Genomic DNA, 26,165 nt, shown 5'->3' with positions numbered 1-26,165 from the left:
GTTCAGTTGCCTGTGTTGCCCATATTCATGATGCCCTGTATCGACGGGCCAACCAGAATGATCAGCAGCGGCGGGACCGTCAGGCCCATTGTGGCAAGGGTCATCTTCACGGGCAACTTGTTTGCGGCTTCTTCGGCGCGCATTACGCGTTTGTCACGCATTTCGCCTGCATAAACACGCAGGGCATCGGCGATCGAGGTGCCGAAGCTGGCGGACTGGATCATCACGGTCACGAAGGAGGAGACGTCCTGCACTCCGCAGCGGGTGCCCATGTCGCGCAGCACCTTGTCCTTTTCCTTGCCCGCCTTCATCTCGTAGGCGACGACCTCGAATTCCTCGGCCAGATCAGGGTAGGAGGCATGAAGCTCCTTGGCGACTCGGACAATTGCCTGATCCAGAGACTGGCCGGCCTCGACGCAGACCAGCATCATGTCCAGCGCATCGGGGAAACCTTCGGTGATCTTCTGCTTGCGCTCTTCGATGCGGCGGGTGATCCAGTATTTCGGAAGCAAGTATCCGGCCGCGCCCGGCCCGATGATGCGGATCGCCATCTGCTGGCCGTCATAGTCGATGTCGGCCTTCAGCACGTAGACAAAGAACAGCCCGGCCAGCAGCCCCAGCAGGCCGAGGGCAAACTGGGCGAAGTGGAACAGGCGCACCGAGTCCTTGGAGTGGTAGCCTGCCTGGCGCAGCTTCAGCTCCATCGCCGACAGCTCGTCGGCGTTCTGCGGTTCCAGGAAACCCGCGAACTTCTGCAGCTGCTCGTTGCGGTTGGCCTGGCGCAGGCGCTCCTTCTTCGGGTCGTTGCGGGTTTCCGGCTTGATGTTCTTCTGCAGCTTCTTCAGCGGATCCTCGGGCTGGTTCAGCAGCAGCGGAACCGCCAGAAGGATCATGAACAGGCCGGCAATGCCAAGCGCCAGGAGCGGGCCGAATTCGCCGAACTGCGATGTCAGGTAGTCGTTAATACCGGTCAGAAAATCCACGGCCGCCTCCTCAGACTTTGATGTTGGTCAGCATGCGCATGACAAACAGGTTTGCCGTCAGCATCACGCCCACTGCGAAACAGGCGGGGATGAACCAGGGGTGGTCCAGCACGTTGTCATAATAGTTGGGGTCCTTGACCAGGATGCCGACCAGGCAGAACAGCGGGAAGCCCGACAGGAACTTGCCCGACCATTGCGCCTCGGCTGTGATCGCCTTCACGCGGCGGAACAGGCGGAAGCGGGCACGGATCACCTTGGCAAGGCCTGCCAGCACTTCGGCCAGGTTGCCGCCCGACTGCTGCTGGATGGTGACCGCAACAGCCAGGAAACGCATGTCCTGCATATCCAGCCGCTCGGCCATTTCCTTGAGCGCCTCGCCCACATCGCGGCCATAGGCGCATTCGTCGGCGATGATGCCGAATTCGGTGGCCAGCGGGTCCTCGACCTCATTGGCAACGATCTGCACGGCAGAGGAAAACGGATGCCCGACGCGCAGGGACCGCACCATCAGCTCCACCGCGTCCGGCAGCTGCTCCTCGATCATCGCCATCCGCTTTGCGGCCTTCTTGTTGACCCAGAAGAACACCGCGCCGACGCCGGTGATGACAGACCCCAGAACCCGGACGGGCAGGGGGGCGGAGGTGCCGATGCTGAGGCCGACAAAGGCAATTGCTGCCAAGCCGGCCATGATCAGGATCAGCTGCTTGGGGGAAAAGGCAATGGCGGCCTTTTGTGCCCGTTCTGACAGCAGGGAATACAGCGGGATCGACTGCGATCTTGCGTGCTGACCCAGCTCCTTGCGCAGCTGCTCCAGCACCTGCTCGCGGTTGCTGCCCTTCTCCAGCATCTCCAGCCGGCGGTTGACACGGCTGTTGAGGCTGATGGATTTGCCGAAGGTGAACAGGTACAGGCCTTCGACCAGGGCCAGAACGCCAAAGAAGATCAGGCCGTAGATAAGCGGCTCGGCACTCAGTTCCATCAGCGCTTCTCCATCACGGTGGGTTCATAGATCGAGGGCGGCAGGTCGAACCCCCACAGGCGGAAGCGCTCGGAATAGTGGCTGCGCACGCCGGTAGCGGTGAAATGGCCGATGATCTTGTTGTCCGGCGTCAGCCCGACGCGCTGGAAGCGGAAGATTTCCTGCATCGAGATCACGTCGCCCTCCATGCCGGTGATCTCGGTGATCGAGGTCATCCGGCGCGAGCCGTCCTGCAGGCGGGAGGCCTGAACGATCAGGTTCACAGCTGACGCAATCTGGCTTCGCACCGCCTTGATCGGCATTTCGATCCCGGCCATCGCGATCATGTTTTCCAGACGCGAGATGCCGTCGCGGGCGGAGTTGGCGTGGATCGTGGTCATTGAGCCGTCATGGCCGGTGTTCATCGCCTGCAGCATGTCGATCACTTCCTCGCCGCGGGTCTCGCCGACGATGATGCGGTCGGGGCGCATCCGCAGCGCGTTTTTCAGACAGTCGCGCGGGGAAACCTCACCCTTGCCTTCGACGTTGGGCGGGCGGCTTTCCATCCGGCCCACATGGGTCTGCTGCAGCTGCAGTTCCGCGGTATCCTCGATCGTCAGGATGCGCTCGGCGTTGTCGATGAAGGACGACAGCGCGTTCAGCGTGGTGGTTTTGCCCGAACCGGTACCGCCGGAAACGATCACGTTCAGGCGGGTCGACACTGCGGCTTGCAGATATGCAGCCATTTCCTCGGTGAAGGCGCCAAACTGCACCAGATCGTCGATGCCCAGCTTGTCTTTTTTGAACTTCCGGATCGAAACCAGCGAGCCGTCCACCGCAATCGGCGGCACCATCGCGTTGAAGCGCGAGCCGTCGGCCAGGCGGGCGTCCACATAGGGGTTGGATTCATCGACCCGGCGCCCCACGGCGGAGACGATCTTGTCGATGATCCGCATCAGGTGCTTCTCATCCTTGAAGGTGATGTCGGAGAGCTGCAGCTTGCCGCTGCGCTCGACAAAGATCTGATGCGGGCCGTTCACGAGGATATCGCTGACGGTTTCGTCCTGCAGCAGCGCCTCCAGGGGGCCCAGGCCTGTGACCTCGTCATACAGCTCCTTGTTGAGTTGCTGCCGGTCCTCGCGGTTCAGGACGATGCTTTTCTCAGCCAGGATCTCGGTGGCGATGGTGGCAATTTCGGATCGAAGCTCCGCTTCGCCCGCGCGTTCCAGAGCGGCCAGGTTCAGGTTTTCCAGAAGATCCCGGTGCAGCTGGATCTTGATCTCGCCCAAACGCTCCTTGCGCTTGCGCTCCTTGTCCATCGGCTGCGCCTCAGCCGCCTTGCGCTGGACTGGCCGGCGCAGGCTGGCGGCAGGCGTTGCTGCGGCCGCTGGCGCTGCAACCGGTTCCGGTGCCGGAGCGGCCGGCTTCGCAGCTTGCTTCTTGTACTTGGAAAACATCAACTCACCCCCAATTCAGGCCGCTCAGGCGGCTTCTGCTTCACTCCGGCCCAGCTCATGCAGCGAGGCCGCGAGCTTGGCGATTTCCTTGCGCAAGGGATTCTTCGCTGCCGAAATGGCGAGCGGCAGCCCGTGGTCGCAGCTCTGCAGCACCTGCTTGCCGCCGTCGGGCAGTTGCAGGTCGATCGAGATGCTCAGGGATTCGGCCATCCGCTTGACCCGGCTTTTGCCGGCAAGATCGGTGAATTTCGGCGCCCGGTTCAGGGCAAAGCGCAGCTTTTCGAAGGGCAGGTCCTCCGACTGCAGCGCCCGTTTCATGCGCAGCGCGTTCTGAGCCGAGCGCATGTCCAGTTCGATCAGGGCAAAATAGACATGGGCCATGCTCAGCACGGTCTCGGACCACTGCACCAGCGTGTGCGGCACGTCGATCACGACAAAGTCGAAGTGGCTGCGCGCCATCTCGATCACCCGGGTGATGTCCTCGGGCGACAGCAGGTCCAGCGGCACCAGCTCCGACGGTGCGGTCAGCACCTGCAGCTTCTCCTGGAACGGCAGAAGCGCCTGGCCGAACAGGTCCTCGTCCATGCTCTCGGATTCGCTGAGCATTTCCATCACAACCTCGCGGCGGGGCAGGTCCAGGTAGGTGGAGACCGAGCCGTGCTGCAGGTCCAGATCCAGCAGGCAGACGCTCGGCTCGTCCCGCTCGCTGAGCGCGGCAAGCTCCCAGGCCAGGTTCACGGCCATGGTGGTCGAGCCGGTGCCGCCGGCCAGCCCGTGGCAGACGATCACCGCGCCTTCGCGCTGGCTGCCGGATTGCAGCTGGTGCGGATTCTGCTCCACTGCCGGGGGCGGCGCCTGCAGCCGTTCGATGGCCGCCTGCAGTTCCTGCTCGGGCAGCGGGTAGGGGACAAACTCATCCGCACCCTGGCGCAGCAGCGTGTGCAGCGCGGCCGGGGTCACGTCCTCGGCAATCAGAATCACCTTGATGCCGCGGGCCTTGGCCTGGGTGATGATCTCGCCCATCAGCGGCAGATCCCCCTCGTCGGCGCTGTCGATGGCCAGAGCGACGAACTGCAGCGGCTCCGCCTCGGTCTGACCGAAGAAGGCCAGCGCCTCGGTAAAGCCCAGGTCGCCCCAGGCCTCTCCCAATGAAGCTTCCATGTCTTCGATCAGGAGGTCGAAGTTCTGCACATCGCGGCTGATCGTGCAGGCAACAATTGCAGGTGTCTCTGTTTGCGGCATACCGCTGCTCATCGCCATCATCCTTGTTCACATGGGCGGAACCGGGCCATGGGCACAGTCCGCCTCTTGGAAACAATGTCGGTGGCAATCTAGGCGATATTGGGGCCAAAAATCCCCAAATCTGGGGAATTGTTACTACTTCGTAACCGTCCCGGCGACGCGCTACAGCTTATTGCAGCGTGCGCTCCAGAGACTTCTGCTGGGTGAGGGTGGTGCCCGGAATCGCGCTTTCCAGATACTCGCGGTAGATGATCTGGGCATATTTGCCGTCCAGCACCGTCGGGTGGCGCTTGAGGAAGCCGCTCACCTCGGTCACGGTGCGGCGGTTGCGGCGCTCGCGCTCCGGCGTCGGAATCAGCGGCTGGGTCTCGCCGTGCGAGATCACCGCTTCCAGACGGCTGCGGCTGATGCCGCGGGAAACCAGGTAATTCACCGCGGCCCGGGCCCGGCGCAGGCCAAGCGCGCGGTTGTAGGCGTTGCTGCCCACCGCATCGGTGTGGCCGAAGACGCGGAAGCGCACCTCGGGGAACTGCTTGATCCAATGCGCCTGCTGGTCCAGCACCGCGCGCGCGGTTTCGTCCAGCCGGGCGCTGTCAAAGTCGAAGTTAATGGTGGTGGGCACTTCCTTGGCGAACCGGCTGGCCAGCTGGATGGCAAAGCTGCGCTCGCCGCTCATCACCGCCGCGTTGTTGAGGGTGGCCTCGCCAAAGGCTCCCCTGCGGTTCAGCTCGCGCCCGGCTTCCCGCTCGCAGGCGGCTGCGGTCAGGAGAAGGCCGAGAATTGCAGCGGTTCTGATCATCTGTGCCACTCCCTATCAATCCAGCACGTAGCCGTAAGAGCCGTTGAAGTCCTGCTTGGCCACCTCGGCGGCGGGCCCGGCCCGGTCACGGGACGTGCGTCCGAACAGGAACAGATCCTTTTCGCTCGGCGGCGCCACCCGGTCAGTGGGCAGAGTCAGTGCCTCGCCGCGAGTCGGGGTGACCAGGTGGGCGCTGACGATGATCACCAGCTCGGTCTGCTCGCGCTGGTAGTCGGCGCTGCGGAACAGCGCGCCCAGCACCGGCACGTCGCCAAGCCAGGGCAGCTGCGAGGAGTTGTCAAGGAACTCGTCGCGGATCAGGCCGGCAATGGCAAAGCTTTCGCCGTCGCGCATTTCCACGGTGGTGGAGGTCTCCCGGCGGGAGAAGGCGTCGATGGTCAGGCCGCTGAGTTCCAGCGAGTTGGTCGGGTCAATGGCGGAGACAGCGGCGTTTAGTTCGAGATTGATAAGGTCGCCGTCGACCACTCGCGGGATGAAGTTCAGCTCGATCCCGAAGGGTTTGAATTCAATGGTGATGACGCCGTCTTCCTGCGCCACAGGAACCGGGTATTCGCCGCCGGCCAGGAATTTCGCCTCTTGTCCCGAAAGGGCAGAGAGGTTGGGTTCGGCCAGGGTGCGAACAACGCCCTTCTGCTCCAGCGCTTCCAGCAGCAGGCTGACCTGGACCGAGCCCGCGTTGAAGCCGAACAGGAAGGCGCCGGTGTTTTCATTGGCGGCCGGGATGTTGCCCGCCAGCGAGTTGGCCAGGGCACCGGATGTGTTCAGGGTGTTGTAGCCGCCGGTGCGGCCGTTGCCGGTGCCGCCGTTGAAGCCCAGCGAGGCGCTCAGCGATTTCGAGACCGAGCGCTGCATTTCGGCAAAGCGGACCTTGAGCATCACCTGCTGCACACCGCCCACCGACATCAGGTTGCTGACCCGCTCCGGGGCATAGCGCTCAGCCAGGTCCAGCGCCCGCTGCAGCCGTGCCGAGCTGGACACGGTGCCGGACAGCACGATGCCGTCGTTGGCGGTGCGCACTTCGATCTGCTCGTTGGGCAGGATCTGGCGCAGGCGCTGCTTGAATTCGGTGACATCGGCCGCGACCCGCACCTCGACATTTGTGATCAGACGGCCGGAGCCGTCGAGCAGTGTCAGCGTTGTCAGGCCCGGCGATTTGCCCAGAACATAAATGGTGCTGTCGGACAGCGAGGAGATATCTGCAATGCTGGGGTTGGCGATGCTGAGCTCGGCAAAAGGCATCTCGCTTTCCACCACCACCGCGCGGTTCATCGGCACATCCAGCGTCGCCGCCGTGCCCTTTTTCACCACTCGCAAAGATTGCGCCGAAGCCCCATCCGCCTGCGGCATGCCAATAAGCGATAGACCCATCAGGGCCGCCGCCACGAACCGTCTAATTGCCATGTGACCTGCCTTTCCGATCACGCCTCAAAATCCGGGTCTTTTTGCCCGCTGTTTCGGGCACTGTGCTGCAGATCCCGAAATATTGCAAGAATCAAAGGCTTCGCAGCCTTTCCTGAGGGGGCGCCCATGTGGGGCATGCGCAACAGGCGGCACAGCCGCCCTTCGCTGGGAAGAGGCGGCTGAACCTGTTAACGGCCTGTGCCGTAAGGTGTTTTTTAGTTGGTGCAAGGGATCGGGATTTCCACAACTTCGGCGCCGCGGCGGGTGCGGATGGTGCAGACCTTTTCCTTTTCCACCTCTTGCGGAGCCTCCAGAGCCCCCAATCCCAGCAGCGTGCGCTGGTCCACCTCGACCACCGAGGCAATGGTGTCGTCGCCCGCGCCCACCAGGGCCAGAGACAGCCGTCCTGTGGTCTGGGCTTGGGCCAGGGCCGCCACCTGCTCGGGCCTGGCGGCAACGGTGACGGTGCGGGCAATGATGGCCTCATTGATGTCGCCGCCGGCGCTCTGGTCCACCGCCACCAGTTCCACGTTGGTTTCGATCAGCCGGGTGACTTCCCCGCGCGAGCCACTGGCGCCGGGCATCATGCCAGTCCAGTAGACGTCCACCTTGTCGCCGGGGCGCAGAAAACCCGAGACGCCGGAGGACACGTCGACCTTGATCGCGAAGGCGCGCATGCCGCGCTGCAGCCGCGAGGTGATTCCGGCATCCTCGCCCGGGGCAGTGACTTTGATGGCCATGACCGCCTCGTCCCTTTCCATGGCGCGCAGCACCACCCGCGGCTTGTCGCCGGTTTCCGGCGGGAACAATGCGTCCATGGCGGTAAAGGCACCCTCGGGAATGGCGTTCTCCGGCCAGCGCACGGCGCGCACCGCGTCCTTTGACAGGCGTTCGCCGTATTTCAGCGGTTTGGTGGCGACGAACACGTCCACCGTCGGCACCGCCTCGGCACGCGCGGCGCGCTCGCGCGCCAATTCATTCTGATAGGCCGAGATATAGTTTTTTGCCATATAAACGGCACCGCCGGCGAGGGCGACACCGACAATCAGCACAAGTCCGAAAACTGCACGCATTGTGTTACCTCTCATCAATTGGAGCCGGAACTCCGCGGACGGAACCGGCTTCCGGAATATTTGAACTGCAACGGGAACTCCGGGCTTCTGCCGGATCAGTGTGGACGCTTGGAAGGCGATGGGCCGGAACCGGGCATTTCTGCCCGAGTCAGCCGAACGACCAGTTGGACATGAAGACGGCAATCGCTTCAGCCGCGCCCAGGGCGCCATCTTCCATTGCTGCCGCAATCATTGCGGCCATCCCGACGATTGCAGCGCAAAGAACAACCCAATCGACGGTAACCGCGCCGTCGTCGCTTGCGATTAATAACCGTAGCTTTTTCACAGTCTGAACCTCGCTGCCAAAACGGTTCCGGGGCGGAAGCGGCACCGGAATGCACGGCGCCGCATCCGAAGACAGGCAGCGATTAGCTCGGAGCCTGGGTGCTCAGGTAAGAGCCGGTAGCGCTTGTCAGGTCCGAAGCGCCGGATTCGATGGCGGTGTAGACAACCCCGCCCAGAGCGGCCACAGCTGCGGTCAGCACAACCCAGTCAACGGTCACGGCGCCGGATTCGTCTTTGCGGAAGTTCTTGAAGAATTTGATCATGGCTTGGTCCCTCCAAAGGAAACTGAAATGCTGTATCTGCCCCGTCGGGTGATCTGGCCAGCTCTCTCCTTCTGGCCTGCCCGCCGGGGTATGAGGTCATTAAGCTTTATGAATGGGGCGTTAATGGGGCGTAATCCTGAGTTTTCTGCCCTATTGCCGGAAAACCGGGCGGTTAAGCTTGCCGCAAGAATTGACTGAAGAATTCAGCGAGGTTTTTGGGGCGTCACAACAGGAGTATGACGCTCTCACGCCACAAAGCGAAGCACCTGGATTCGCTTACATCCTGTGCCGCTCATGGCAATTTGCATTATTTGCTGACTGGGGGCGGCTGCAAAAATACAGGCCGCCCGGGAAGGGCGGCCTGCCACGCGGTCACGTTAGACCGGTGAAGGTGATTAGCTCGGAGCTTGGGTGCTCAGGTAAGAGCCGGTAGCGCTTGTCAGGTCCGAAGCGCCGGATTCGATGGCGGTGTAGACAACGCCGCCCAGGGCAGCAACAGCTGCGGTCAGAACAACCCAGTCAACGGTCACGGCGCCGGATTCGTCTTTGCGGAAGTTCTTGAAGAATTTGATCATGGCTTGGTCCCTCCAAAGGATCTCAGATTTTGCTTTATCCCGCCATCTCGCCAGGGTCCGCTCTCTCACCTGCTTGACCTCTGTCCGGCTTGGATGAACTTATATAGCCAGCCCAGCGTGGCAGGATTTGGGCTGAAAGCCGGAAATTGCCGCCCTAATTTTACTTTTCGGCAAGAAATTCGGCACTGCATTGATTTTGCGAGATTAAATTTCCGTTACAGCGCCACGCCCCGTTGCATTTCCGCGCCAGGCCTAGGGAAATATGGCGATTGCGCCAGATTCTGCGGGGCAAAAGCTGGTTTTCAGCAGCAAATTTCCCGAGTCTGGGCAGGCAGAAACCACTGGCAGGCAGAGCATTGGCATTCCGTAACGCGATTTTGGCACTAGCGGCCTGCGCCATGCCCCTAGAAACCTGGGGGCAGGAGGCGCCGCCGAAACCGTTCCCCCAGTTCGAGGCGAAGCGGATCAAACCGCCCGCGGCAGGCACCGGCAAGCGCATCACCGTGCAGATCGAGCCGGAACCGGAAATCGAGGCCGCCGCCCCGGTTCCGGAGCGTGCCGAGAGTGCAGATAAGCCTGCCGGGCGGTATGGCTGGTTCTGGGACAGGATCTCCCCCGGGGTGGAGGAGAGCGGCCCGGGCCGGCTGGACGATGCCTTGCAGGCGTTGGCCGGGGCCAAGGGGCTGGCGGCGCCGCGGCTGCAGCTGATGCAGGAAATCGCCCAGGCCCGCGGTGTCCAGATCCTGACCGAAAGCGCCAGCACCCAGGTTTCGCCTGCGCTGGTGCTGGCAGTGATAGCTGTCGAATCCGCGGGCAAGGCGGATGCAGTCAGCTCCGCAGGCGCCCAGGGGCTGATGCAACTGATGCCCGATACCGCTGCGCGGTTTGGCGTAACGGACGCCCTGGAGGCGCATCAGAACATTTCCGGGGGCATTCGCTATCTGGATTGGCTGATGGAGGAGTTCGGCGGCGACCCGATCCTGGTGCTAGCCGGATACAATGCAGGCGAGGGATCGGTGCGCAGCCACCAGGGGGTGCCCCCCTTTGCCGAAACCCGCGATTACGTTCCTAAGGTCCTGGCCGCATATCAGGTCGCCCGCGGCCTGTGCCTGACACCACCGCAGCTGATCTCGGACGGATGTGTTTTCCGGGTGATGAACTAACCCGGGCTCCGGGGCGCAATCCTCTGATTCACTGACATTTTTCGGAAAGTTATTTTTACTTCCCATCCGCCGCCGCTATGGTGCGGGGATTGAAAGCTCTGCCGGTGTTTTTTCCGGCGTTAAGATATTGGAGACAGGCATTGGATTTAGGCATTGATCCGGCGGCAATTGCCGTGGGCTCTCAGGGTATTTCCAGCAACTTGATGCTGTTCGCCCTGCTGGCATTCATCGGTTTTTTCGGGCGGCTCGTTTTCGTTGCCTTTGCGCCCCAGGTGGCGGAGCTCAACCTGTTCCGGAACTTCACCAGCTTGGGCTTTGTTCTGCTGGCAGCGGCGCTGTTTACCGGGGCGCTCTACATCTCGGGCAAGCAGACCAAGGCCATGGTCCTGTTCAAGCGCCATCTGGTGGATCCGGTCATTGTGACCGTGCTGGGCCGCGACAGCTGCGACCCGGAGGATGGCAGCTATTGCGTGGTGGTGTTCGAGGACGGGCGGGAAAAGATCGTCAACTGGCACGACAAGCGTGTCTACATGTGGGAGATCGTCAATCCGCCGGAAGGTGCCGTCTGGTACACGCTGCGGCCCCAGCCGCGCCCGGGGGTAGCCGCCGGGGCGTGATTGGCAGAATACCTGAACGAGAGAGGCCCGCCGGAAACCGGCGGGCCTTTTTTTGTCAGCTCTGATCCGTGATCAGCCGATAATGGTGGCCTCGGTGGAGCTGCGCAGTTCCTCTTCGCTGACACCCTCGGCCAGCTCGACGATCTTCAGGCCGCCATCGACGACGTCCAGAACGCCCAGGTTGGTGATGATGCGGTCCACCACGGCCTTGCCGGTCAGCGGCAGGGTGCATTCCTTCAGCACCTTGCTGTCGCCATGCTTGTTGGTGTGGTCCATCACCACGATCACGCGGCCCACGCCTGCGACCAGGTCCATGGCGCCGCCCATGCCCTTGACCAGCTTGCCGGGGATCATCCAGTTGGCCAGGTCGCCGTTCTCGGCCACTTCCATCGCGCCCAGGATCGCGGCCGCGATCTTGCCGCCGCGGATCATCCCGAAGGAGGTGGCGCTGTCGAAGTAAGAGGTGCGCGCCAGCTCGGTGATGGTCTGCTTGCCCGCGTTGATCAGGTCCGGATCCTCTTCGCCCTCATAGGGGAAGGGGCCCATGCCCAGCATGCCGTTTTCCGACTGCAGGGTGATGTCCTTGTCGCCCACGTAGTTCGCCACCAGCGTCGGAATGCCGATGCCGAGGTTCACATACATGCCGTCTTCCAGCTCCTGCGCGGCGCGCTCGGCCATTTGGTTGCGGTCCCAAGCCATGGTTCAAGCCTCCTCACGCTTGCGGGTGGTGCGCTGCTCGATGCGCTTCTCGTGCTCGCCCTGGATAATCCGGTGCACGTAGATGCCGGGCAGGTGGATCTGGTCGGGGTCAAGCTCGCCGCGGGGCACGATTTCCTCCACTTCCGCCACGCAGATCTTGCCGCACATGGCGGCGGGCGGGTTGAAGTTGCGGGCGGTCTTGCGGAAGATCAGGTTGCCGGTGTCATCTGCCTTCCAGGCCTTCACGATGGAGAGATCGGCAAAGATGCCTTCTTCCAGAATGTAGGTCTCGCCGTTGAAGCCCTTGTGCTCCTTGCCTTCGGCGATCACGGTGCCGACACCGGTCTTGGTGTAGAAGCCCGGGATGCCGCAGCCGCCGGCGCGCATGCGCTCGGCCAGGGTGCCTTGGGGGTTGAATTCCAGCTCCAGCTCACCCGACAGGTACTGGCGCATGAATTCCGCGTTCTCGCCCACGTAGGAGGAGATCATCTTCTTCACCTGCTTGGTCTGCAGCAGGATGCCGATGCCGAAATCGTCGACGCCGGCATTGTTGGAGGCAAACGTCAGGTCCTTGGTGCCGGCGTCCTTGATCGCCTGCAGAAGGAGTTCGGGGATGCCGCAGAGGCCAAAGCCCCCCGCGGCGATCAGCATGCCGTCGTGAAGCAGCCCGTCGAGCGCTTCGGCGGCGTTGGCGTAAACCTTTTTCATGGAGCTCTCCCAACAACTACCGTTTGACAGAGGTTCTGACGCCGGGGCGGGCACAAGTCAACGATACTGAGAGAAACGCGTATTTCTACGGAGGGGATTGCCGTGCACTGGAGCGCTCCCGCGCCTTCCCGGCGCAATTGCCTGCGGCAAATCCGCCATCAGGCTTGGGCGTGGCGCCGCTGCGCGGCGGCGAAGGGCTTGATGAGAAGCCCTTGAAGGGCAGGCCTGCCCTTCAAGGGCGTTTGTCAGTGTGTCCTTGTTGTGCAGCGCCTCAAGGGCAAGCCGCTACCGCGGCGGCTGCGCCGCCCTTGACCCGCTGCACAACGGAAGTTTGAGGCGCGGGCGCGCCGCGTCAGCGGCGCCGGGCCCAACGGGGAGGGCGCATGGAAGTGCGCCCAGAGCCGGCGGGAGAGCCCCGCCCGCAGCCGCCTTGCCGGCCTCAATCCTTGGCGGAGGCCTTTTTCGGGGCGGCCTTCTTCTTGGCCGCAGGTTTCTTGGCGGCGGTTTTTTTCTTGCCGCCCTTGGACGCTTTTTCGGAAATCAGCTCGACCGCCATCTCCATGGTCACGTCCTTGGGCTCCACGTCCTTGGGCAGGGTGGCGTTCACCTTCTCCCATTTGACGTAAGGCCCGTAACGCCCGTCCATGATGTTGACCGCACCGCCGCTCTCGGGGTGCTCGCCCAGCTCCTTCAGCGGCTTGGCGGCGGCCCGGCTGCCGCGGCGGCCCGGGTTGGCGCGTTTCTCTGCCAGCATTTCCACCGCACGGTTCATGCCGATTTCGAAGACGTCCAGCGTTTCCTTGAGGTTCACGTAAACAGGCTTTTCCTCATCGGGCAGCTGATGCGCGATGTAGGGGCCGAACCGTCCCAGATTGGACTGAATTACACCGCCGTCGGGATGCTGGCCGATTTCGCGCGGCAGGGTCAGAAGGGTCAGGGCCTGCTCCAGGGTGATCTCATTGGGACCCCAGCCCGGCAGGAAGTCCTTGCCCTGCTTGGGCAGCGAGGAGCGCGGCGGCTTCTTGTTCTCGGGCGTGGCTTCGCCGCGCTGCACGTAAGGCCCGAAGCGCCCGGATTTCAGGTGGATCTCGTCGCCATCATCCTCACCCAGGATGCGCTCATACCCTTCGGCGCCTTCGCCGGAAATCGGGCGGGTGTAGTTGCATTCGGGATAGTTGCCGCAGCCGACAAAACCGCCGGTGCGCGAGGTCTTGAGATGCAGCTGGCCCTGGCCGCATTTGGGGCAGGTGCGCGGATCGGTGCCATCTTCGCGCGGCGGGTACAGCTGCGGCGCCAGCGCGTCGTCCAGCACATCCAGCACCTCGGTGATGCGAAGCTCGGAGGTCTCGGCGATGGCGGCGGAGAAGTCGCGCCAGAATTTGCCCAGGAGATCCTTGTAGTTGCGATCGCCGGCGCTCACGTCATCCAGCTCTTCTTCCAGCTCGGCGGTGAACTCGTAGCCCACATATTTGCGGAAGAAGTTCAGCAGGAAGATGGTGACGATCCGGCCCTTGTCCTCGGGGAACAGGCGGTTCTTGTCCTTGCGGACGTATTCGCGGTCCTGGATCGTGGTGATCACGGAGGCATAGGTGGAGGGCCGGCCGATGCCCAGCTCTTCCATCCGTTTGACCAGGGTCGCCTCGGTATAGCGCGGCGGCGGCTGGGTGTGGTGCTGCAGCGCCAGCACGGCGCCGTCGTCCGACAGCACCGAGGCGTCCTTGCCGGCCTTTTCAGCCTGCGCCGCCAGCGAGGAGGCGAACTTCATCGCCTCGCCTTCCATGATCTGCGGCAGGCGCTTGTCATCCTCGTCCGCCACATCGTCGCGGCCTTCCTCATAGACGCGCATGAAGCCGTCGAACAGCACCACCTGGCCGGTTGCGCGCAGCACGACCTGCTGGTCGTCCGAGCCGATATCGACGGTGGTGCGCTCCAGCCGTGCGCCTTCCATCTGGCAGGAAAGGGTCCGCTTCCAGATCAGGTCATAAAGCTTGCGCTGGTCGTCGTCCGTGACCTTCAGCGCCTTGGCATCGCGGCTCATATCCGTCGGGCGGATACATTCGTGCGCTTCCTGGGCGTTCTTGGCCTTGTTCTTGTAGATCCGCGGCGACGAGGGGACGTATTCGCCGCCGTAACGCTTCTCGATCTCGGCGCGGGCTTCCTGCACGGCCTCCGGCGCCATGTCGATGCCGTCGGTCCGCATATAGGTGATATAGCCCGCTTCATAGAGCCGCTGCGCTGCGTTCATGGTCTGGCGCGCACCCATGCCGAACTTGCGGCTGGCCTCCTGCTGCAGGGTGGAGGTCATGAAGGGGGCGGAGGGGTTGCGGGCCGCAGGCTTCGCCTCGACCGACAGCACCTTGAGCTTGCGCGAGGCCACGGCCTGCACCGCCAGCTCGGCGGCGGTGGAATTCTTGAGGCTGTATTTGTCGAGCTTTTCGCCGCCCAGAACGGTCAGGCGCGCTTCGAACTCCTGGCCGCGCGGGGTGGCCAGCTGTGCGCGCACCGACCAGTATTCCTGCGGGTTGAAGGCCTCGATTTCCATCTCGCGCTCGACGATCAGGCGCAGGCAGACCGACTGCACCCGGCCTGCGGAGCGCGCACCCGGCAGCTTGCGCCACAGCACCGGCGACAGGTTGAAGCCCACGAGGTAGTCCAGCGCGCGGCGGGCCAGATAGGCCTCGACCAGCGGCATGTCGACCTCACGCGGGTTCCGCATCGCCTCGGTTACCGCCTCTTTGGTGATTGCGTTGAAGGTGACCCGGCTGACGGCGGTGTCCTTTTTGATCGAGCGGCGCTTGGTCAGCGCCTCCTGCAGGTGCCAGCTGATCGCCTCGCCCTCTCGGTCGGGGTCGGTGGCGAGAATCAGCGCATTGTCCTCTTTCAGCGCGTCGGCGATGGCCTTCACATGCTTGCGGGAATCGTTGGCGACCTCCCAGGTCATCCCGAAATCCGCATCCGGGTCGACCGAGCCATCTTTGGCCGGCAGGTCGCGCACGTGCCCGTAAGACGCCAGAACTGTATAGTCAGAGCCAAGATATTTATTGATTGTTTTTGCTTTGGCCGGGGATTCGACAACAACAACTGGCATAAATTCTGATACCTCTTCGGACCACTTCTGCGGGTTCTATGGCGGGGCAACATGTGGGGCGCAAGAGGCGATTGTCAATCCGGGTGCATTGGACGCGGGGGCAGGCGGACTGTTTGAGCCGCAGTTGCGGTCAATCGCCGTCATCCGGAAACGACTTGCACAGCAACCCGCCCGGCTGGCGGCGGATGGCGCCTTCAAGCTCCAGATCCGTCAGAGCCGGAGCCAGCTCATGCGGCGGCAGGGACAGGTCGCGCAGCAGCTCGGTCTCGGAGGTAGGGGAGGGGCCCAGCCTGCCCAGGATCTGCTGATGCAGGGCGTGGGTCTGCATCAGGCTGCGCCGCTGGGGCGGCGGCGGGGGCAGGCCTGCCATGGGCGCTTGCAGGCTGTCCGCGGCAACAGGTGCCGGCGGCGGATCCAGCGGCGGCAGGGCCTCCAGCACATCGGCGGCATCGCGGACCAGCAGCGCGCCGTCGCGGATCAGCCGGTTGCAGCCGGAGCTGCGGGCATCAAACGGGTGGCCGGGAACCGCCAGTACCTCGCGTCCGTAGTCCAGCGCATCCTGGGCGGTGATCAGGGTGCCGGACTTCGCCGCTGCCTCCACCACCACAACGGCGCGGGACATCCCGGCAATGATCCGGTTGCGCTTGGGGAAGTCACGGGCCTGCGGTGTCAGGCCCATCGGCTGTTCCGACAGCCGCAGCCCGGTTTCGCAGATGTCTTCGGCCAGCCGGGCGTTCTCGGCCGGATAGATCACATCGGCGCCGCCCGCCAGCACCGCGATGGTTCCGGTTTTCAGCGCCGCCTGATGCGCAGCGGTATCGACGCCGCGGGCCATGCCGGAGACCACGGTAAACCCCGCCTCTCCCAGATTCTGCGCCAGCGACCGGGCCATCCGCAGTCCCAGAGAGGACGCGTTGCGGGCCCCGACCATGGCAATCATCGGACGGTCCAGAACCGAGAGGTTGCCAATGGCCCACAGCACGGGCGGGGCATCCTTCAGCCCGGAGAGGAGTTTGGGATAGCCAGGGTCTGAAAAGCACAAAAGCCGCGCTTTGGCGGCTTTTGCGGCCTTAATTTCGGCGTCCACCGCTTTGGCAGGGCATATTTCATACCCCTTTACGCCTGCGGAGCGTGCCACTTCGGGCAGCGCATCCAGCGCGTTCTGCGCTGAACCATATTCAGCGAGCAGCCGGTGAAACGTCACCGGGCCAACCCGCTTGGAGCGCAACAGACGAAGCCATGAAAACTGAGTGTCTTCCGTGGTGGGTGGGAGTGGGGGGTGAGTGGAAGAATGTGCTTCTTCAGTCATCCGCAGCTCCGCCTGTTTGCGGATTTAGAATTAACCCTTGAGCGGTTAACAGTTGGTGAATGGCGGGCGGTTTTCGGTCAATACCCTGAAAATTTTCCTAAGTGTCGAAAACAAATGGAGAATTGCCGCTCCCGCCGTGATTGAATTGCATTTCTTGAAGTTGAAAGGGCCGGAAGCACTGGCTTCCGGCCCGGAAATTTGCGGCAGAATCATGATTTTGCAGAGTTTTAGCGGACTGATTCAGGCGGCAGAGCCGCCGACGGTCAGCCCCCCCATCAGCACCGAGGGCTGGCCGACGCCCACTGGAACCCATTGCCCGGCCTTGCCGCAATTGCCCATACCGGGGTCCAGCGCCATGTCGTTGCCAAGCCCGCGAATCTGCTTCAGCGCGGTGGCGCCGTCGCCGATCAGCGTGGCTCCCTTAACCGGTGCGCCGACCTTGCCGTCCTTCACCCGGTAAGCCTCGGTGCAGGAGAATACAAACTTGCCATTGGTGATATCCACCTGGCCGCCGCCAAAGCCCACCGCCCAGATACCGTCCTTGATACCGGCCACCAGATCGCCCGGCTCGGCGCCGCCGCCCAGCATGTAGGTATTGGTCATCCGCGGCATCGGTGCATGGGCATAGCTCTGGCGCCGTCCGTTGCCGGTGGGGGAGACACCCATCAGCCGCGCGTTCTGGCGGTCCTGCATGAAGCCGACCAATACTCCGTCCTCGATCAGCGTTGTCTTCTGGCTCGGCGTGCCCTCGTCATCTACGGTGATCGAGCCGCGCCGGTCCGGGATGGTGCCGTCATCCAGCACGGTGACGCCCTTCGCTGCAATCTGCTGGCCCATCAGCCCGGCAAAGGCCGACGAACCCTTGCGGTTGAAGTCGCCCTCCAGCCCGTGGCCGATCGCCTCGTGCAGCAGGATGCCAGGCCAGCCAGGGCCAAGCACAACGTCCATCTCGCCAGCAGGCGCGGGGACCGCATCAAGGTTGACCAGGGCAATGCGCAGCGCCTCCTGCACCTGGGCCTGCCAGTGCTTGGGGTCGACCAGCCCGTCGAGGCCCAGCCGCCCGCCGCCGCCGGCCGAGCCGCTCTCGCGGCGGCCGTCCTTCTCGACGATCACCGACACGTTGAGCCGCGCCATCGGGCGGGTGTCGCGCACCCGCACCCCGTCGGCGCGCAGGATCTCCACCTCCTGCAGCGAGGCGGCCAGTGACGCGGAAACCTGAACCACGCGTTGATCCAGATCACGTGCATAGGCATCAATTTCGCGCAAAGTCTCGACCTTCACCGGAAACGGCATGGCGCTGATCGGATCGGCATCGGTATAGAGCTTCTTGTTGGTCGCCTGCGGCGGGTCCGAGTAAGTGCCGCCGCCTTCGCCAACGGCCAGCCTGGCCGTCTCGGCGGCCCGCCTCAGCGACGCGATCGAGACATCGGTGGAATGCGCGTATCCCGCCACATCACCGTTAACCGCCCGCAAACCAAAGCCCTCGGAGGCATCATAGCTGGCGCTGCGCAGCCGTCCGTCATCAAAGGACAGGGCCTCCGATTTGCGGCGCTCGGCAAAGATCTCGCCATCTTCGGCACCGTTCAGCGCATCCCGCAGGGTGGCCAGCGCCTCATCCTCCGGAAGCGCGGTTTCAAAGGGTCGGAAGGCTGGGTTTTCCATGGCACGGTCCTCAGATTTTTTTGATCTAAATCAAGAAAGCGACGGTTTGACGCTTGGCTGCCTCTTTATCTGTACGCCCGAATATGATTTTAAGCGGCGTCAAAGACAACGGGGCTGGTGCGTTTTGTGGAATCATTGATTCCCCCCATTCGTGCTGCCGCAGGAAAAATGCGATCAACCGATCAGGACAGAACATGAAAAACGCTTTGATGCTTTCGGGCCTTTTTGCCGGCCTTTCGAGCCTTCCAGCTATGGCGCAAGAAGGCCTGGAAACCATTGGTAAGCCGGTTGACGGCGGACTGAACTTCCAGCCGGCGGCGACCTCGCTGGCGGAAGGCCTGCAGCGCCTGGACTACATGATCCTGGTGATCATCACCGTCATCTGCGTGTTCGTCGCGGGCCTGCTGCTGTGGGCGATCCTGCGGTTCAACCGCCGCGCCAACCCGACTCCGGCAAAGTTCACCCACCATACCCCGATCGAAATCGCCTGGACCGTGATCCCGATCCTGATCCTGGTGTTCATCGGCTCCTTCTCGCTGCCGCAGCTGTTTGCCCAGCAGGAGATCCCCGAAGGCGACATCAACATTAAGGTGACCGGCTACCAGTGGTACTGGGGTTATGAGTACACCGACCACGAGTTCGGCTTCGAAAGCTTCATGCTGCCGAAGGACCAGCTGGCCGAGAAAGGCTATGCCGAGGACGAGTACCTGCTGGCCACCGACACCGCCGTTGTTGTGCCGTCGGGCAAGACCATCGTTATGAACGTTACCGCGGCCGACGTGATTCACTCCTGGACCATCCCCGCCTTCGGCGTGAAGCAGGACGGCGTTCCGGGCCGCCTGGCGCAGCTGTGGTTCAAGGTCGACGAAGGCAAGGAAGGCATCTACTTCGGCCAGTGCTCCGAGCTTTGCGGCAAGGACCACTCCTATATGCCGATCACCGTCAAGGTCGTGACCCAGGAAGAGTATGACGCCTGGCTGGAAGGCGCCAAGGAAGAATACGCGGGCATCCCGCAGGCCTACCAGGTCGCCTCCAACTGATAGCTGGCTATATGGAGCTTGAGGGAGCTCCATATGGATCAGAACCAAGACCAGGGTGCGCAGGAATGCGCACCTGTTGCCGCCAAAGGACCCAAGATGAGCGACGCAAGCATCAACGCAAGCCGGGCATATGAGGACGAGGCCAGCTTTGGCGACTACTTCGCCCTGCTGAAACCCCGTGTCATGTCGCTGGTGGTGTTCACCGCTCTGGTCGGGCTGCTGGCCGCCCCTGTCGCCGTGCATCCCGTCGTCGGTTTCTGCGCCATCCTGTTCATCGCCATCGGCGGCGGCGCCTCCGGTGCGCTCAACATGTGGTGGGATGCAGACATCGACAAGGTGATGAAGCGCACCAAGGGCCGCCCGATCCCGGCCGGCAAGGTCGAGCCGGGCGAGGCGCTGGCGCTGGGCCTGGCGCTGTCCGGCCTGTCGGTGATCATGCTGGCGCTGGCGGCCAATGTTTTTGCCGGCGCGTTCCTGGCCTTCACCATCTTCTTCTACGTGGTGATCTACACCATGTGGCTCAAGCGCGCGACGCCGCAGAATATCGTGATCGGCGGTGCAGCAGGGGCCTTCCCGCCGGTGATCGGCTGGATCGCTGCCACCGGCACCATGTCGGTTGAGCCCTGGCTGATGTTCCTGCTGACCTTCATGTGGACGCCGCCGCATTTCTGGGCGCTGGCGCTGTTCATGCGCTCCGACTATGACGACGCAGGCGTGCCGATGCTGACCGTGACCCACGGCCGCCGCGCCACCCGCGTTCATATCCTGGTTTACACCGTGCTGCTGGCCCTGCTCGCCATTGGCACCGCGTTCTCCGGCATTGGCGGCCCGCTGTATCTGGCCGCGGCACTGGTGATGAACGCGCTGTTCCTGCACGGCGCCTGGAAGATCTCCCGCCGCGACGAGGATGATTCCGAGGCAGACAATTTCAAGGTGGAGCGCAGCTTCTTCAAACTGTCGCTGCTCTACCTGTTCCTGCACTTCGGCGCCATCCTGGGCGAGGCGCTGCTGAAGCCCTACGGGCTGGGAGGCTGGTAACATGGCACTGCGCAAGGAACACGAACTGCACAAGCGCCGCTCCGGCCGCAACATCGGCGTGGGCATCCTGCTGGCCGCCTTTGTGGTGCTGATCCTGGCCCTGACCATGGTCAAGGTCACCTCCAACGGCTTCTCTTTCCCCGACACTCAGGCGGAGCAGAACTGATGGCGCTGAAAGGTCCCCGGAAAACCGTTCTCCAGCTCGTGGGCGTGGTTGTCGTGATGGGCGGCCTGTCCTGGGCCTCGGTGCCGTTCTACGACTGGTTCTGCCGGGTCACCGGCTTTGGCGGCGTTACCGGCGTGGCCAGCAGCGGGTCCGACACCATTCTGGACGAGACCATCACGGTGCGCTTCGACGGCTCCAAGCAGCGCGGCATGCCGTGGGAGTTCAAGCCGGTCCAGCGCGAGATGGAGATCCGGCTGGGCGAAACCGGCCTGGCCTTTTACGAGGCCTACAATCCGACCGACCGCCCGGTGGCGGGGCAGGCGTCCTACAACGTGACGCCCTATCAGGCCGGCGGGTTCTTTTCGAAAATCGACTGCTTCTGCTTTACCGAGCAGGTGCTTCAGCCGGGGGAACGGGTGCAGATGCCCGTGACCTTCTATGTGGATCCCGAAATCATTGACGACCGGGACGCAAAATACGTGCATACGATCACGCTTTCGTACACGTTCCATGAAATCGATCTGCCCGAGGGCTACGCAGCCCTCGACACCGGGGAAGGCACCGGGGCAGGCACAACAACGAACTAGGCCGCTAGGTGAGGGACACTTAAATGGCGCACGCTAAAAATCACGATTATCACATTCTGCCGCCGTCGATCTGGCCGCTAGCCTCCGCTCTGGGCACCTTCGTCATGCTGGTTGGCGCGGTGTTCTGGATGAAGGGCATCACTGCCTGGCCGTTCTGGATCGGCTTCGTCGCGGTGCTCTACTCGGCTTATGCCTGGTGGGCGGAAGTTGTTGCCGAAAGCAAGCAGGGCGACCATACTCCGGTTGTCCGCATCGGCCTGCGCTACGGCTTCATCCTGTTTGTGATGTCCGAGGTGATGTTCTTCTTCGCCTGGTTCTGGTCGTTCTTCAAACACGCCATGTATCCGATGGAAACCTACATCGGCACCGAATACGTGGCGCCGGAAATCTATCCGGTCGACCCGTTCCACCTGCCGCTGATCAACACCCTGATCCTGCTGCTGTCGGGCTGTGCCGTGACCTGGGCGCACCACGCACTGGTGCACAACAACGACCGCAAGGCGCTGATCCAGGGCCTGGCCATCGGTATCGCCTTCGGCGTCGCCTTCACCTTCCTGCAGGGCTACGAATACGCGCACCTGCTGCACGAAGGCTGGCAGTTCGGCGGTGACGAGTTCTACTCGAACTTCTTCATGGCCACCGGTTTCCACGGCTTCCACGTGATCATCGGCACCATCTTCCTGACCGTCTGCCTGATCCGCGCGATGAAGGGCGACTTCACTCCGGAGCAGCACGTCGGTTTTGAGGCCGCTGCCTGGTACTGGCACTTCGTGGACGTCGTCTGGCTGTTCCTGTTCTTCGCCGTCTACATCTGGGGCACTGCTGGCCTTTAACGGACGGCCTGTAACGGGCGGTTTGTATTGGTTACATGTTTGCGGTTGATTATCCGCAGTCATGAAGTCACACACGGGGCGCGCAAGGGAGACCTTGCGCGCCCCAAGTTTTGAAGCGGAGCGGCACAGATGCGGCGTGTCATCTTCCTGTTGATCATCAGCGGCGCGGGCCTGGCCGTGCTGATCGGCCTCGGCACCTGGCAGCTGCAGCGCAAGGCCTGGAAGGAAGGCATCCTCGCCACAATCGAGGAGCGCATCGCCGGCGCGGCCGCTCAAGCGCTTCCCGAAGCGCTGGACCCCGAGGCGGACAAGTACCGCCCAGTGCGCCTCGACGGGGAAATCGGTGCGGACGAGCTGCATGTCCTCACCTCGATCAAGGACATCGGACCCGGCTACCGCGTGATCTCTCCTTTCACGCTGGAGGATGGCCGCCGGGTTCTGATCGACCGCGGTTTTGTCCCCGCAAAGGACAAGCAGGCAGACCGCCTGGCCGGCCCGGCCGCCATCGAAGGCAATATCCATTGGCCGCAGGAGACCGACAGCTACACGCCTGCACCGGACCTCGCGGCCAACATCTGGTACGCCCGGGACGCGGACCGCATGGCGGAACAGCTGGGCACTGAACCGGTGATGATTGTCCTGCGTTCCAATCCTGAAGGGGAGGCTGGCCTGCGCCCGGTGCCGGTCAGCACCTCCGGCATCCCCAATGACCACTTGCAATATGCGATCACCTGGTTTTCGCTGGCCATTATCTGGGCGGTGATGACCCTCTACTTCCTGCGGCGCAGCCGCCCCAACCCGAAGAGCTGAAGGCGATGAAATACATCTCGACCCGGGGCCAAGCGCCCGAGCTGACCTTTGAAGATGCAATGCTGACGGGCCTGGCCCGCGACGGCGGCCTCTATGTGCCTGCGGAAATCCCGCAGATGTCCCATGACGAGATCGCGGCGCTGGCAGGCCTGTCCTACGAGGAAACCGCCTTCCGCGTTATGCGCCCCTTCCTCGGTGATTGCTTCACCGATGACGAGTTCCGCGGCATCATCGCCCGAGCCTATGAGGGCTTCGGCCACGCCGCCCGCGCCCCCTTGAAACAGCTGGCACCGAACCACTTCCTGCTGGAGCTGTTCCACGGGCCGACGCTGGCGTTCAAGGACTTCGCCATGCAATTGATCGGCCAGCTGTTCCAGGCTGCGCTTGAGCGTCGCGGCGACCGGGTGACCATCGCGGGCGCCACGTCAGGCGACACTGGCTCTGCGGCGATGGAGGCCTTCCGCGGGCTGAATAACGTGGATGTTTTCATCCTGTACCCGCACGGTCGCGTGTCCGAGGTGCAGCGCCGCCAGATGACCACCCCGCGGGACGCCAATGTCCACGCGCTGGCCGTTGATGGCGACTTCGACGACTGCCAGGCGCGCGTCAAAGACATGTTCAACGACTTCGACTTCCGAGACGGCGTGAAGCTGGCCGGCGTGAACTCGATCAACATCGCCCGCGTGCTGGCGCAGGTGGTTTACTACTTCTCCTCCGCTGTGTCGCTCGGCGCGCCGCACCGCAAGGTGAGCTTCACCGTGCCTACCGGCAACTTCGGCGACATCTTCGCGGGCTTCATCGCCAAGCAGATGGGCCTGCCGATCGACCAGCTGGTGGTCGCCACCAACCAGAACGACATCCTGCACCGCTGCCTGTCCGGACAGGGCTACTACAAGGGCGAAACCCAGCCCTCGATCTCGCCTTCGATGGATATTCAGGTCTCCTCGAACTTCGAGCGCGCCCTGTTCTACGCCTACGGCCAGGACAGCAAGGCCATCGCCCAGCTGATGGACGAGCTGAAGAACGGCGGCTTTGACGTGTCCCAGGGGGCGATGCAGGCGCTGGCCGAGAATTACGCATCGGGCCGTACTTCCGAGGAAGAAACGCTCGCCACCATCAAGTCCGAGCTGGCCTCTTCGGGCGAGCTGATCTGCCCGCATGGCGCTGTCGGTGTGAAAGTGGCAAACGAGCACCGCAAGGCAGATGTGCCGATGATCACCCTAGCCACCGCGCACCCGGCGAAATTCCCGGCGGCTGTCGAAGACGCCAGCGGCATTCATCCGCCCTTGCCTGCGCGCATGGCGGACCTGTATGAGAGGCCGGAACGGGTCACCCGGATCGCCAATGATCTGGCTGCCCTCGAGGATCACATCAGAAAGAACATCGCGAATTGACAGTTCAGCAGCACACACTCGCCAACGGGTTCCGCATCGTCTCCGAGCATATGCCGGGACTGGAATCCGCGGCGGTCGGGATCTGGGTGAGCGCCGGCGGCCGCCACGAGCGGCTTGAACAGAACGGCATCGCCCATTTCCTGGAGCACATGGCCTTCAAGGGCACCAAGACCCGCACGGCCCTGCAGATCGCCGAGGAGATCGAGGATGTGGGCGGCTATATCAACGCCTACACCTCGCGCGAGGTGACGGCGTATTACGCCCGTGTGCTCAAGGACGATGTGCCGCTGGCGGTGGACGTGATCGGGGACATCCTGCTGAACCCGGTGTTCGACCAGCGCGAGATCGAGGTCGAGCGCGGGGTGATCCTGCAGGAGATCGGCCAGTCTCTGGATACGCCGGATGACGTGATCTTTGACTGGCTGCAGGAGGAAAGCTACCGCGGCCAGCCGCTGGGCCGCACCATCCTGGGCCCGGCGGAACGTGTCCGCGCGTTCTCGCGCGAGGATCTGCAAGGGTTTGTGGCCGAACACTATGGCCCCGGCCAGATGATCCTGGCGGCCGCCGGGGGCGTGGATCACGACGAATTGGTCAAGCTGGCGGAGCGGCTGTTCGGCCACATGGAGGCCAAGCCGGATTTCACCGCCGAAGGCGCCACCTTCACCGGCGGCGAGGCACGGCAGGTCAAGGATCTGGAGCAAGCGCATTTTGCGCTGGCGTTCGAAGGTCCCGGCTACCGTGACCAGGCCATGTACACGTCGCAGATCTACGCCAGCGCCCTGGGCGGCGGCATGTCCTCGCGGCTGTTCCAGGAGGTGCGTGAAAAGCGGGGCCTCTGCTACACCATCTTCTCGCAGGCCGGGTCCTATGCCGATACCGGCTCGATGACAGTTTATGCGGGCACTTCGGGGGAGCAGCTGGCAGAGCTTGCGGGCATCACCATCGACGAGATGAAGCGCGCCGCCGACGATATGAGCGACGCCGAGGTCGAACGCGCCCGCGCCCAGATGAAGGCCGGGATGCTGATGGGGCTGGAAAGCCCCTCGAACCGGGCGGAACGCCTGGCGCGGCTGGTGCAGATCTGGGGCAAGGTGCCGACGCTGGAGCGCACGGTGGAGCGGATTGACGCGGTGACCACCAAGGACGTGCGCGCGCTGGCCGAGACCATGGCGGTGACCGCCCCGGCAGCCCTGGCGCTTTACGGCCCGGTGGATGGTGCGCCTGCGCTGGAGAGGCTGCAGGAGAGGCGCGCCGCCTGATGCTCCTGAACCGCCGCAAGGTCCGCATCGAAACCGAGCGCCTGACTCTCAGGCCGCCGGTGCATGCGGACTTTCACGGCTGGGCGGCGCTGCGGCTGCAAAGCCAGGCTTATCTCACCCCGTGGGAACCCAGCTGGGCGGCGGATCACCTCAGCCGCAAGAGCTTCACCAACCGGGTCTACTGGGCGCGCCGGTCGGTGTCCTCGGGCTCGGCCATGCCGCTGTTCCTGATCCGCCGGTCGGACCAGGTTCTGGTGGGGGCGATCACGCTCGACAACATCCGCCGCGGCCCCGCCCAGGCCGGGACGCTGGGCTATTGGACCGGTCTGCCCTTTGCCCGCCAGGGCTACATGCGCGAGGCGATCGGCGCGGTGGTGCATCACGCCTTCACCAAGCTGGACCTCTCCCGGATCGAGGCTGCCTGTCTGCCGGAGAACCAGGCGTCCCGCGGGCTGCTGGAGAAATCCGGCTTCAAGTATGAGGGCGTTGCCCAGTCCTATCTGCAGATCAACGGCCGCTGGCGCACCCATGTGCTTTACGCCGCGCTGCGCCACGACCGCCGTGGCAAGACTTTGGCCGGCCAGGCTTAGGCAGGGATCGCCCCGTAAAGCGCAAAGGCTCCCGCCCGTCGCTGGTGCATTGAACATGCACCGCTCCCGTTGGGCGCGGCACCGCACCTGCGGTGCGGTGCCTCCC

The 26,165-nt window shown here is 63.4% G+C and carries 26 protein-coding genes; 11 read left to right on the top strand and 15 right to left on the bottom strand.

Annotation, left to right across the window (positions count from 1 at the left end):
- Positions 1-2: 2 nt before the first annotated feature.
- The 10 genes from ACFMBG_RS17450 to ACFMBG_RS17405 form a co-directional block, all read right to left on the bottom strand.
- Positions 3-983: a type II secretion system F family protein gene (locus ACFMBG_RS17450; protein WP_421055976.1), complete on the bottom strand. Its 981-nt coding sequence runs from the start codon at positions 981-983 to the stop codon at positions 3-5.
- Positions 984-993: 10 nt separating this feature from the next.
- Positions 994-1,962, bottom strand: coding sequence for a type II secretion system F family protein (locus ACFMBG_RS17445; protein WP_421055975.1), 969 nt, complete (start codon positions 1,960-1,962; stop codon positions 994-996).
- A complete protein-coding gene (locus tag ACFMBG_RS17440) occupies positions 1,962-3,398 on the bottom strand; it encodes a TadA family conjugal transfer-associated ATPase (protein WP_421055974.1) in 1,437 nt (478 codons plus the stop codon). Before ACFMBG_RS17440 ends, ACFMBG_RS17445 begins: the two co-directional genes overlap by 1 nt.
- 24 nt (positions 3,399-3,422) lie before the next feature.
- Positions 3,423-4,652, bottom strand: a complete 1,230-nt coding sequence (locus tag ACFMBG_RS17435) for a CpaE/TadZ family protein (RefSeq protein ID WP_421055973.1) — start codon at positions 4,650-4,652, stop codon at positions 3,423-3,425.
- Positions 4,653-4,809: 157 nt separating this feature from the next.
- Complete coding sequence (locus tag ACFMBG_RS17430) at positions 4,810-5,439, bottom strand: OmpA family protein (protein ID WP_421055972.1); 630 nt, start codon at positions 5,437-5,439, stop codon at positions 4,810-4,812.
- A gap of 15 nt (positions 5,440-5,454) precedes the next feature.
- A complete protein-coding gene (locus ACFMBG_RS17425; protein WP_421055971.1) occupies positions 5,455-6,861 on the bottom strand; it encodes a type II and III secretion system protein family protein in 1,407 nt (468 codons plus the stop codon).
- Positions 6,862-7,076: 215 nt separating this feature from the next.
- The gene (gene cpaB, locus ACFMBG_RS17420; RefSeq protein WP_421055970.1) at positions 7,077-7,934 is read right to left on the bottom strand and encodes a Flp pilus assembly protein CpaB; all 858 of its coding nucleotides are present in this window, start codon (positions 7,932-7,934) and stop codon (positions 7,077-7,079) included.
- Between the two features lie 148 nt (positions 7,935-8,082).
- Positions 8,083-8,259: a hypothetical protein gene (locus ACFMBG_RS17415; protein WP_421055969.1), complete on the bottom strand. Its 177-nt coding sequence runs from the start codon at positions 8,257-8,259 to the stop codon at positions 8,083-8,085.
- Positions 8,260-8,341: 82 nt separating this feature from the next.
- Positions 8,342-8,521, bottom strand: a complete 180-nt coding sequence (locus ACFMBG_RS17410; RefSeq protein WP_421055968.1) for a Flp family type IVb pilin — start codon at positions 8,519-8,521, stop codon at positions 8,342-8,344.
- A gap of 395 nt (positions 8,522-8,916) precedes the next feature.
- Positions 8,917-9,096, bottom strand: a complete 180-nt coding sequence (locus tag ACFMBG_RS17405) for a Flp family type IVb pilin (RefSeq protein WP_421055968.1) — start codon at positions 9,094-9,096, stop codon at positions 8,917-8,919.
- Between the two features lie 398 nt (positions 9,097-9,494).
- On the opposite strand from ACFMBG_RS17405, the gene ACFMBG_RS17400 reads away from it, so the two are divergent.
- Complete coding sequence (locus ACFMBG_RS17400) at positions 9,495-10,259, top strand: lytic transglycosylase domain-containing protein (protein ID WP_421055967.1); 765 nt, start codon at positions 9,495-9,497, stop codon at positions 10,257-10,259.
- Positions 10,260-10,462: 203 nt separating this feature from the next.
- Positions 10,463-10,876 carry a hypothetical protein gene (locus ACFMBG_RS17395; RefSeq protein WP_421055966.1) on the top strand — a complete coding sequence of 138 codons (414 nt, stop codon included), beginning with the start codon at positions 10,463-10,465 and terminating at the stop codon, positions 10,874-10,876.
- Positions 10,877-10,948: 72 nt separating this feature from the next.
- On the opposite strand, the gene ACFMBG_RS17390 is transcribed toward ACFMBG_RS17395, so the two are convergent.
- The 5 genes from ACFMBG_RS17390 to tldD form a co-directional block, all read right to left on the bottom strand.
- Entirely contained in the window at positions 10,949-11,575 is a 627-nt protein-coding gene (locus ACFMBG_RS17390; protein ID WP_421055965.1) for a CoA transferase subunit B, read from the bottom strand.
- 3 nt (positions 11,576-11,578) lie between these two features.
- A complete protein-coding gene (locus ACFMBG_RS17385) occupies positions 11,579-12,283 on the bottom strand; it encodes a CoA transferase subunit A (protein ID WP_421055964.1) in 705 nt (234 codons plus the stop codon).
- 439 nt (positions 12,284-12,722) lie between these two features.
- On the bottom strand, positions 12,723-15,371 hold the full coding sequence (topA, locus tag ACFMBG_RS17380) for a type I DNA topoisomerase (RefSeq protein ID WP_421055963.1): 2,649 nt from the start codon (positions 15,369-15,371) through the stop codon (positions 12,723-12,725).
- 130 nt (positions 15,372-15,501) lie between these two features.
- Positions 15,502-16,680, bottom strand: a complete 1,179-nt coding sequence (gene dprA, locus ACFMBG_RS17375) for a DNA-processing protein DprA (RefSeq protein ID WP_421055962.1) — start codon at positions 16,678-16,680, stop codon at positions 15,502-15,504.
- Between the two features lie 240 nt (positions 16,681-16,920).
- Positions 16,921-18,342: a metalloprotease TldD gene (gene tldD / locus ACFMBG_RS17370; RefSeq protein WP_421055961.1), complete on the bottom strand. Its 1,422-nt coding sequence runs from the start codon at positions 18,340-18,342 to the stop codon at positions 16,921-16,923.
- Positions 18,343-18,536: 194 nt separating this feature from the next.
- On the opposite strand from tldD, the gene coxB reads away from it, so the two are divergent.
- The 9 genes from coxB (at position 18,537) to ACFMBG_RS17325 (ending at position 26,059) form a co-directional block, all read left to right on the top strand.
- Positions 18,537-19,382 (top strand): cytochrome c oxidase subunit II, encoded by an 846-nt coding sequence (gene coxB, locus ACFMBG_RS17365; protein ID WP_421055960.1) that lies wholly within the window; start codon positions 18,537-18,539, stop codon positions 19,380-19,382.
- Positions 19,383-19,478: 96 nt separating this feature from the next.
- Positions 19,479-20,420, top strand: a complete 942-nt coding sequence (gene cyoE / locus ACFMBG_RS17360; RefSeq protein WP_421055986.1) for a heme o synthase — start codon at positions 19,479-19,481, stop codon at positions 20,418-20,420.
- A gap of 1 nt (position 20,421) precedes the next feature.
- Positions 20,422-20,586, top strand: a complete 165-nt coding sequence (locus tag ACFMBG_RS17355; protein ID WP_421055959.1) for a cytochrome C oxidase assembly protein — start codon at positions 20,422-20,424, stop codon at positions 20,584-20,586.
- Positions 20,586-21,173, top strand: coding sequence for a cytochrome c oxidase assembly protein (locus tag ACFMBG_RS17350; RefSeq protein ID WP_421055958.1), 588 nt, complete (start codon positions 20,586-20,588; stop codon positions 21,171-21,173). The genes ACFMBG_RS17355 and ACFMBG_RS17350 overlap by 1 nt, the downstream gene beginning before the upstream one ends.
- A gap of 23 nt (positions 21,174-21,196) precedes the next feature.
- A complete protein-coding gene (locus ACFMBG_RS17345) occupies positions 21,197-22,006 on the top strand; it encodes a cytochrome c oxidase subunit 3 (RefSeq protein ID WP_421055957.1) in 810 nt (269 codons plus the stop codon).
- Between the two features lie 129 nt (positions 22,007-22,135).
- Positions 22,136-22,816: an SURF1 family protein gene (locus tag ACFMBG_RS17340; protein WP_421055956.1), complete on the top strand. Its 681-nt coding sequence runs from the start codon at positions 22,136-22,138 to the stop codon at positions 22,814-22,816.
- Positions 22,817-22,821: 5 nt separating this feature from the next.
- Positions 22,822-24,210, top strand: a complete 1,389-nt coding sequence (thrC, locus tag ACFMBG_RS17335; RefSeq protein WP_421055955.1) for a threonine synthase — start codon at positions 22,822-22,824, stop codon at positions 24,208-24,210.
- On the top strand, positions 24,207-25,469 hold the full coding sequence (locus ACFMBG_RS17330) for a M16 family metallopeptidase (RefSeq protein ID WP_421055954.1): 1,263 nt from the start codon (positions 24,207-24,209) through the stop codon (positions 25,467-25,469). Before thrC ends, ACFMBG_RS17330 begins: the two co-directional genes overlap by 4 nt.
- Positions 25,469-26,059 (top strand): GNAT family N-acetyltransferase, encoded by a 591-nt coding sequence (locus ACFMBG_RS17325; protein ID WP_421055953.1) that lies wholly within the window; start codon positions 25,469-25,471, stop codon positions 26,057-26,059. The genes ACFMBG_RS17330 and ACFMBG_RS17325 overlap by 1 nt, the downstream gene beginning before the upstream one ends.
- Positions 26,060-26,165: the final 106 nt, after the last annotated feature.

Origin of the sequence: Leisingera coralii (genome assembly GCF_049056525.1) — a bacterium.
GTDB classification, from domain to species: Bacteria; Pseudomonadota; Alphaproteobacteria; order Rhodobacterales; family Rhodobacteraceae; genus Leisingera; species Leisingera coralii.
The sequence above is the reverse complement of the archived record's forward strand: the minus strand, read 5'-3'. Positions and strand labels throughout refer to the sequence as shown.

Coding starts and splice junctions, on each gene's coding strand:
- tldD (WP_421055961.1), bottom strand. CDS start 18,342: ATGGAAAACCCAGCCTTCCGACCCTTTGAAACCGCGCTTCCGGAGGAT.
- ACFMBG_RS17355 (WP_421055959.1), top strand. CDS start 20,422: ATGGCACTGCGCAAGGAACACGAACTGCACAAGCGCCGCTCCGGCCGC.
- ACFMBG_RS17345 (WP_421055957.1), top strand. CDS start 21,197: ATGGCGCACGCTAAAAATCACGATTATCACATTCTGCCGCCGTCGATC.
- ACFMBG_RS17395 (WP_421055966.1), top strand. CDS start 10,463: ATGCTGTTCGCCCTGCTGGCATTCATCGGTTTTTTCGGGCGGCTCGTT.
- ACFMBG_RS17385 (WP_421055964.1), bottom strand. CDS start 12,283: ATGAAAAAGGTTTACGCCAACGCCGCCGAAGCGCTCGACGGGCTGCTT.
- coxB (WP_421055960.1), top strand. CDS start 18,537: ATGAAAAACGCTTTGATGCTTTCGGGCCTTTTTGCCGGCCTTTCGAGC.
- ACFMBG_RS17350 (WP_421055958.1), top strand. CDS start 20,586: ATGGCGCTGAAAGGTCCCCGGAAAACCGTTCTCCAGCTCGTGGGCGTG.
- ACFMBG_RS17405 (WP_421055968.1), bottom strand. CDS start 9,096: ATGATCAAATTCTTCAAGAACTTCCGCAAAGACGAATCCGGCGCCGTG.
- ACFMBG_RS17410 (WP_421055968.1), bottom strand. CDS start 8,521: ATGATCAAATTCTTCAAGAACTTCCGCAAAGACGAATCCGGCGCCGTG.
- dprA (WP_421055962.1), bottom strand. CDS start 16,680: ATGACTGAAGAAGCACATTCTTCCACTCACCCCCCACTCCCACCCACC.
- cyoE (WP_421055986.1), top strand. CDS start 19,479: ATGAGCGACGCAAGCATCAACGCAAGCCGGGCATATGAGGACGAGGCC.
- ACFMBG_RS17400 (WP_421055967.1), top strand. CDS start 9,495: ATGCCCCTAGAAACCTGGGGGCAGGAGGCGCCGCCGAAACCGTTCCCC.
- thrC (WP_421055955.1), top strand. CDS start 22,822: ATGAAATACATCTCGACCCGGGGCCAAGCGCCCGAGCTGACCTTTGAA.
- ACFMBG_RS17430 (WP_421055972.1), bottom strand. CDS start 5,439: ATGATCAGAACCGCTGCAATTCTCGGCCTTCTCCTGACCGCAGCCGCC.
- cpaB (WP_421055970.1), bottom strand. CDS start 7,934: ATGCGTGCAGTTTTCGGACTTGTGCTGATTGTCGGTGTCGCCCTCGCC.
- ACFMBG_RS17445 (WP_421055975.1), bottom strand. CDS start 1,962: ATGGAACTGAGTGCCGAGCCGCTTATCTACGGCCTGATCTTCTTTGGC.
- ACFMBG_RS17390 (WP_421055965.1), bottom strand. CDS start 11,575: ATGGCTTGGGACCGCAACCAAATGGCCGAGCGCGCCGCGCAGGAGCTG.
- ACFMBG_RS17325 (WP_421055953.1), top strand. CDS start 25,469: ATGCTCCTGAACCGCCGCAAGGTCCGCATCGAAACCGAGCGCCTGACT.
- ACFMBG_RS17440 (WP_421055974.1), bottom strand. CDS start 3,398: ATGTTTTCCAAGTACAAGAAGCAAGCTGCGAAGCCGGCCGCTCCGGCA.
- ACFMBG_RS17425 (WP_421055971.1), bottom strand. CDS start 6,861: ATGGCAATTAGACGGTTCGTGGCGGCGGCCCTGATGGGTCTATCGCTT.
- ACFMBG_RS17435 (WP_421055973.1), bottom strand. CDS start 4,652: ATGAGCAGCGGTATGCCGCAAACAGAGACACCTGCAATTGTTGCCTGC.
- ACFMBG_RS17340 (WP_421055956.1), top strand. CDS start 22,136: ATGCGGCGTGTCATCTTCCTGTTGATCATCAGCGGCGCGGGCCTGGCC.
- topA (WP_421055963.1), bottom strand. CDS start 15,371: ATGCCAGTTGTTGTTGTCGAATCCCCGGCCAAAGCAAAAACAATCAAT.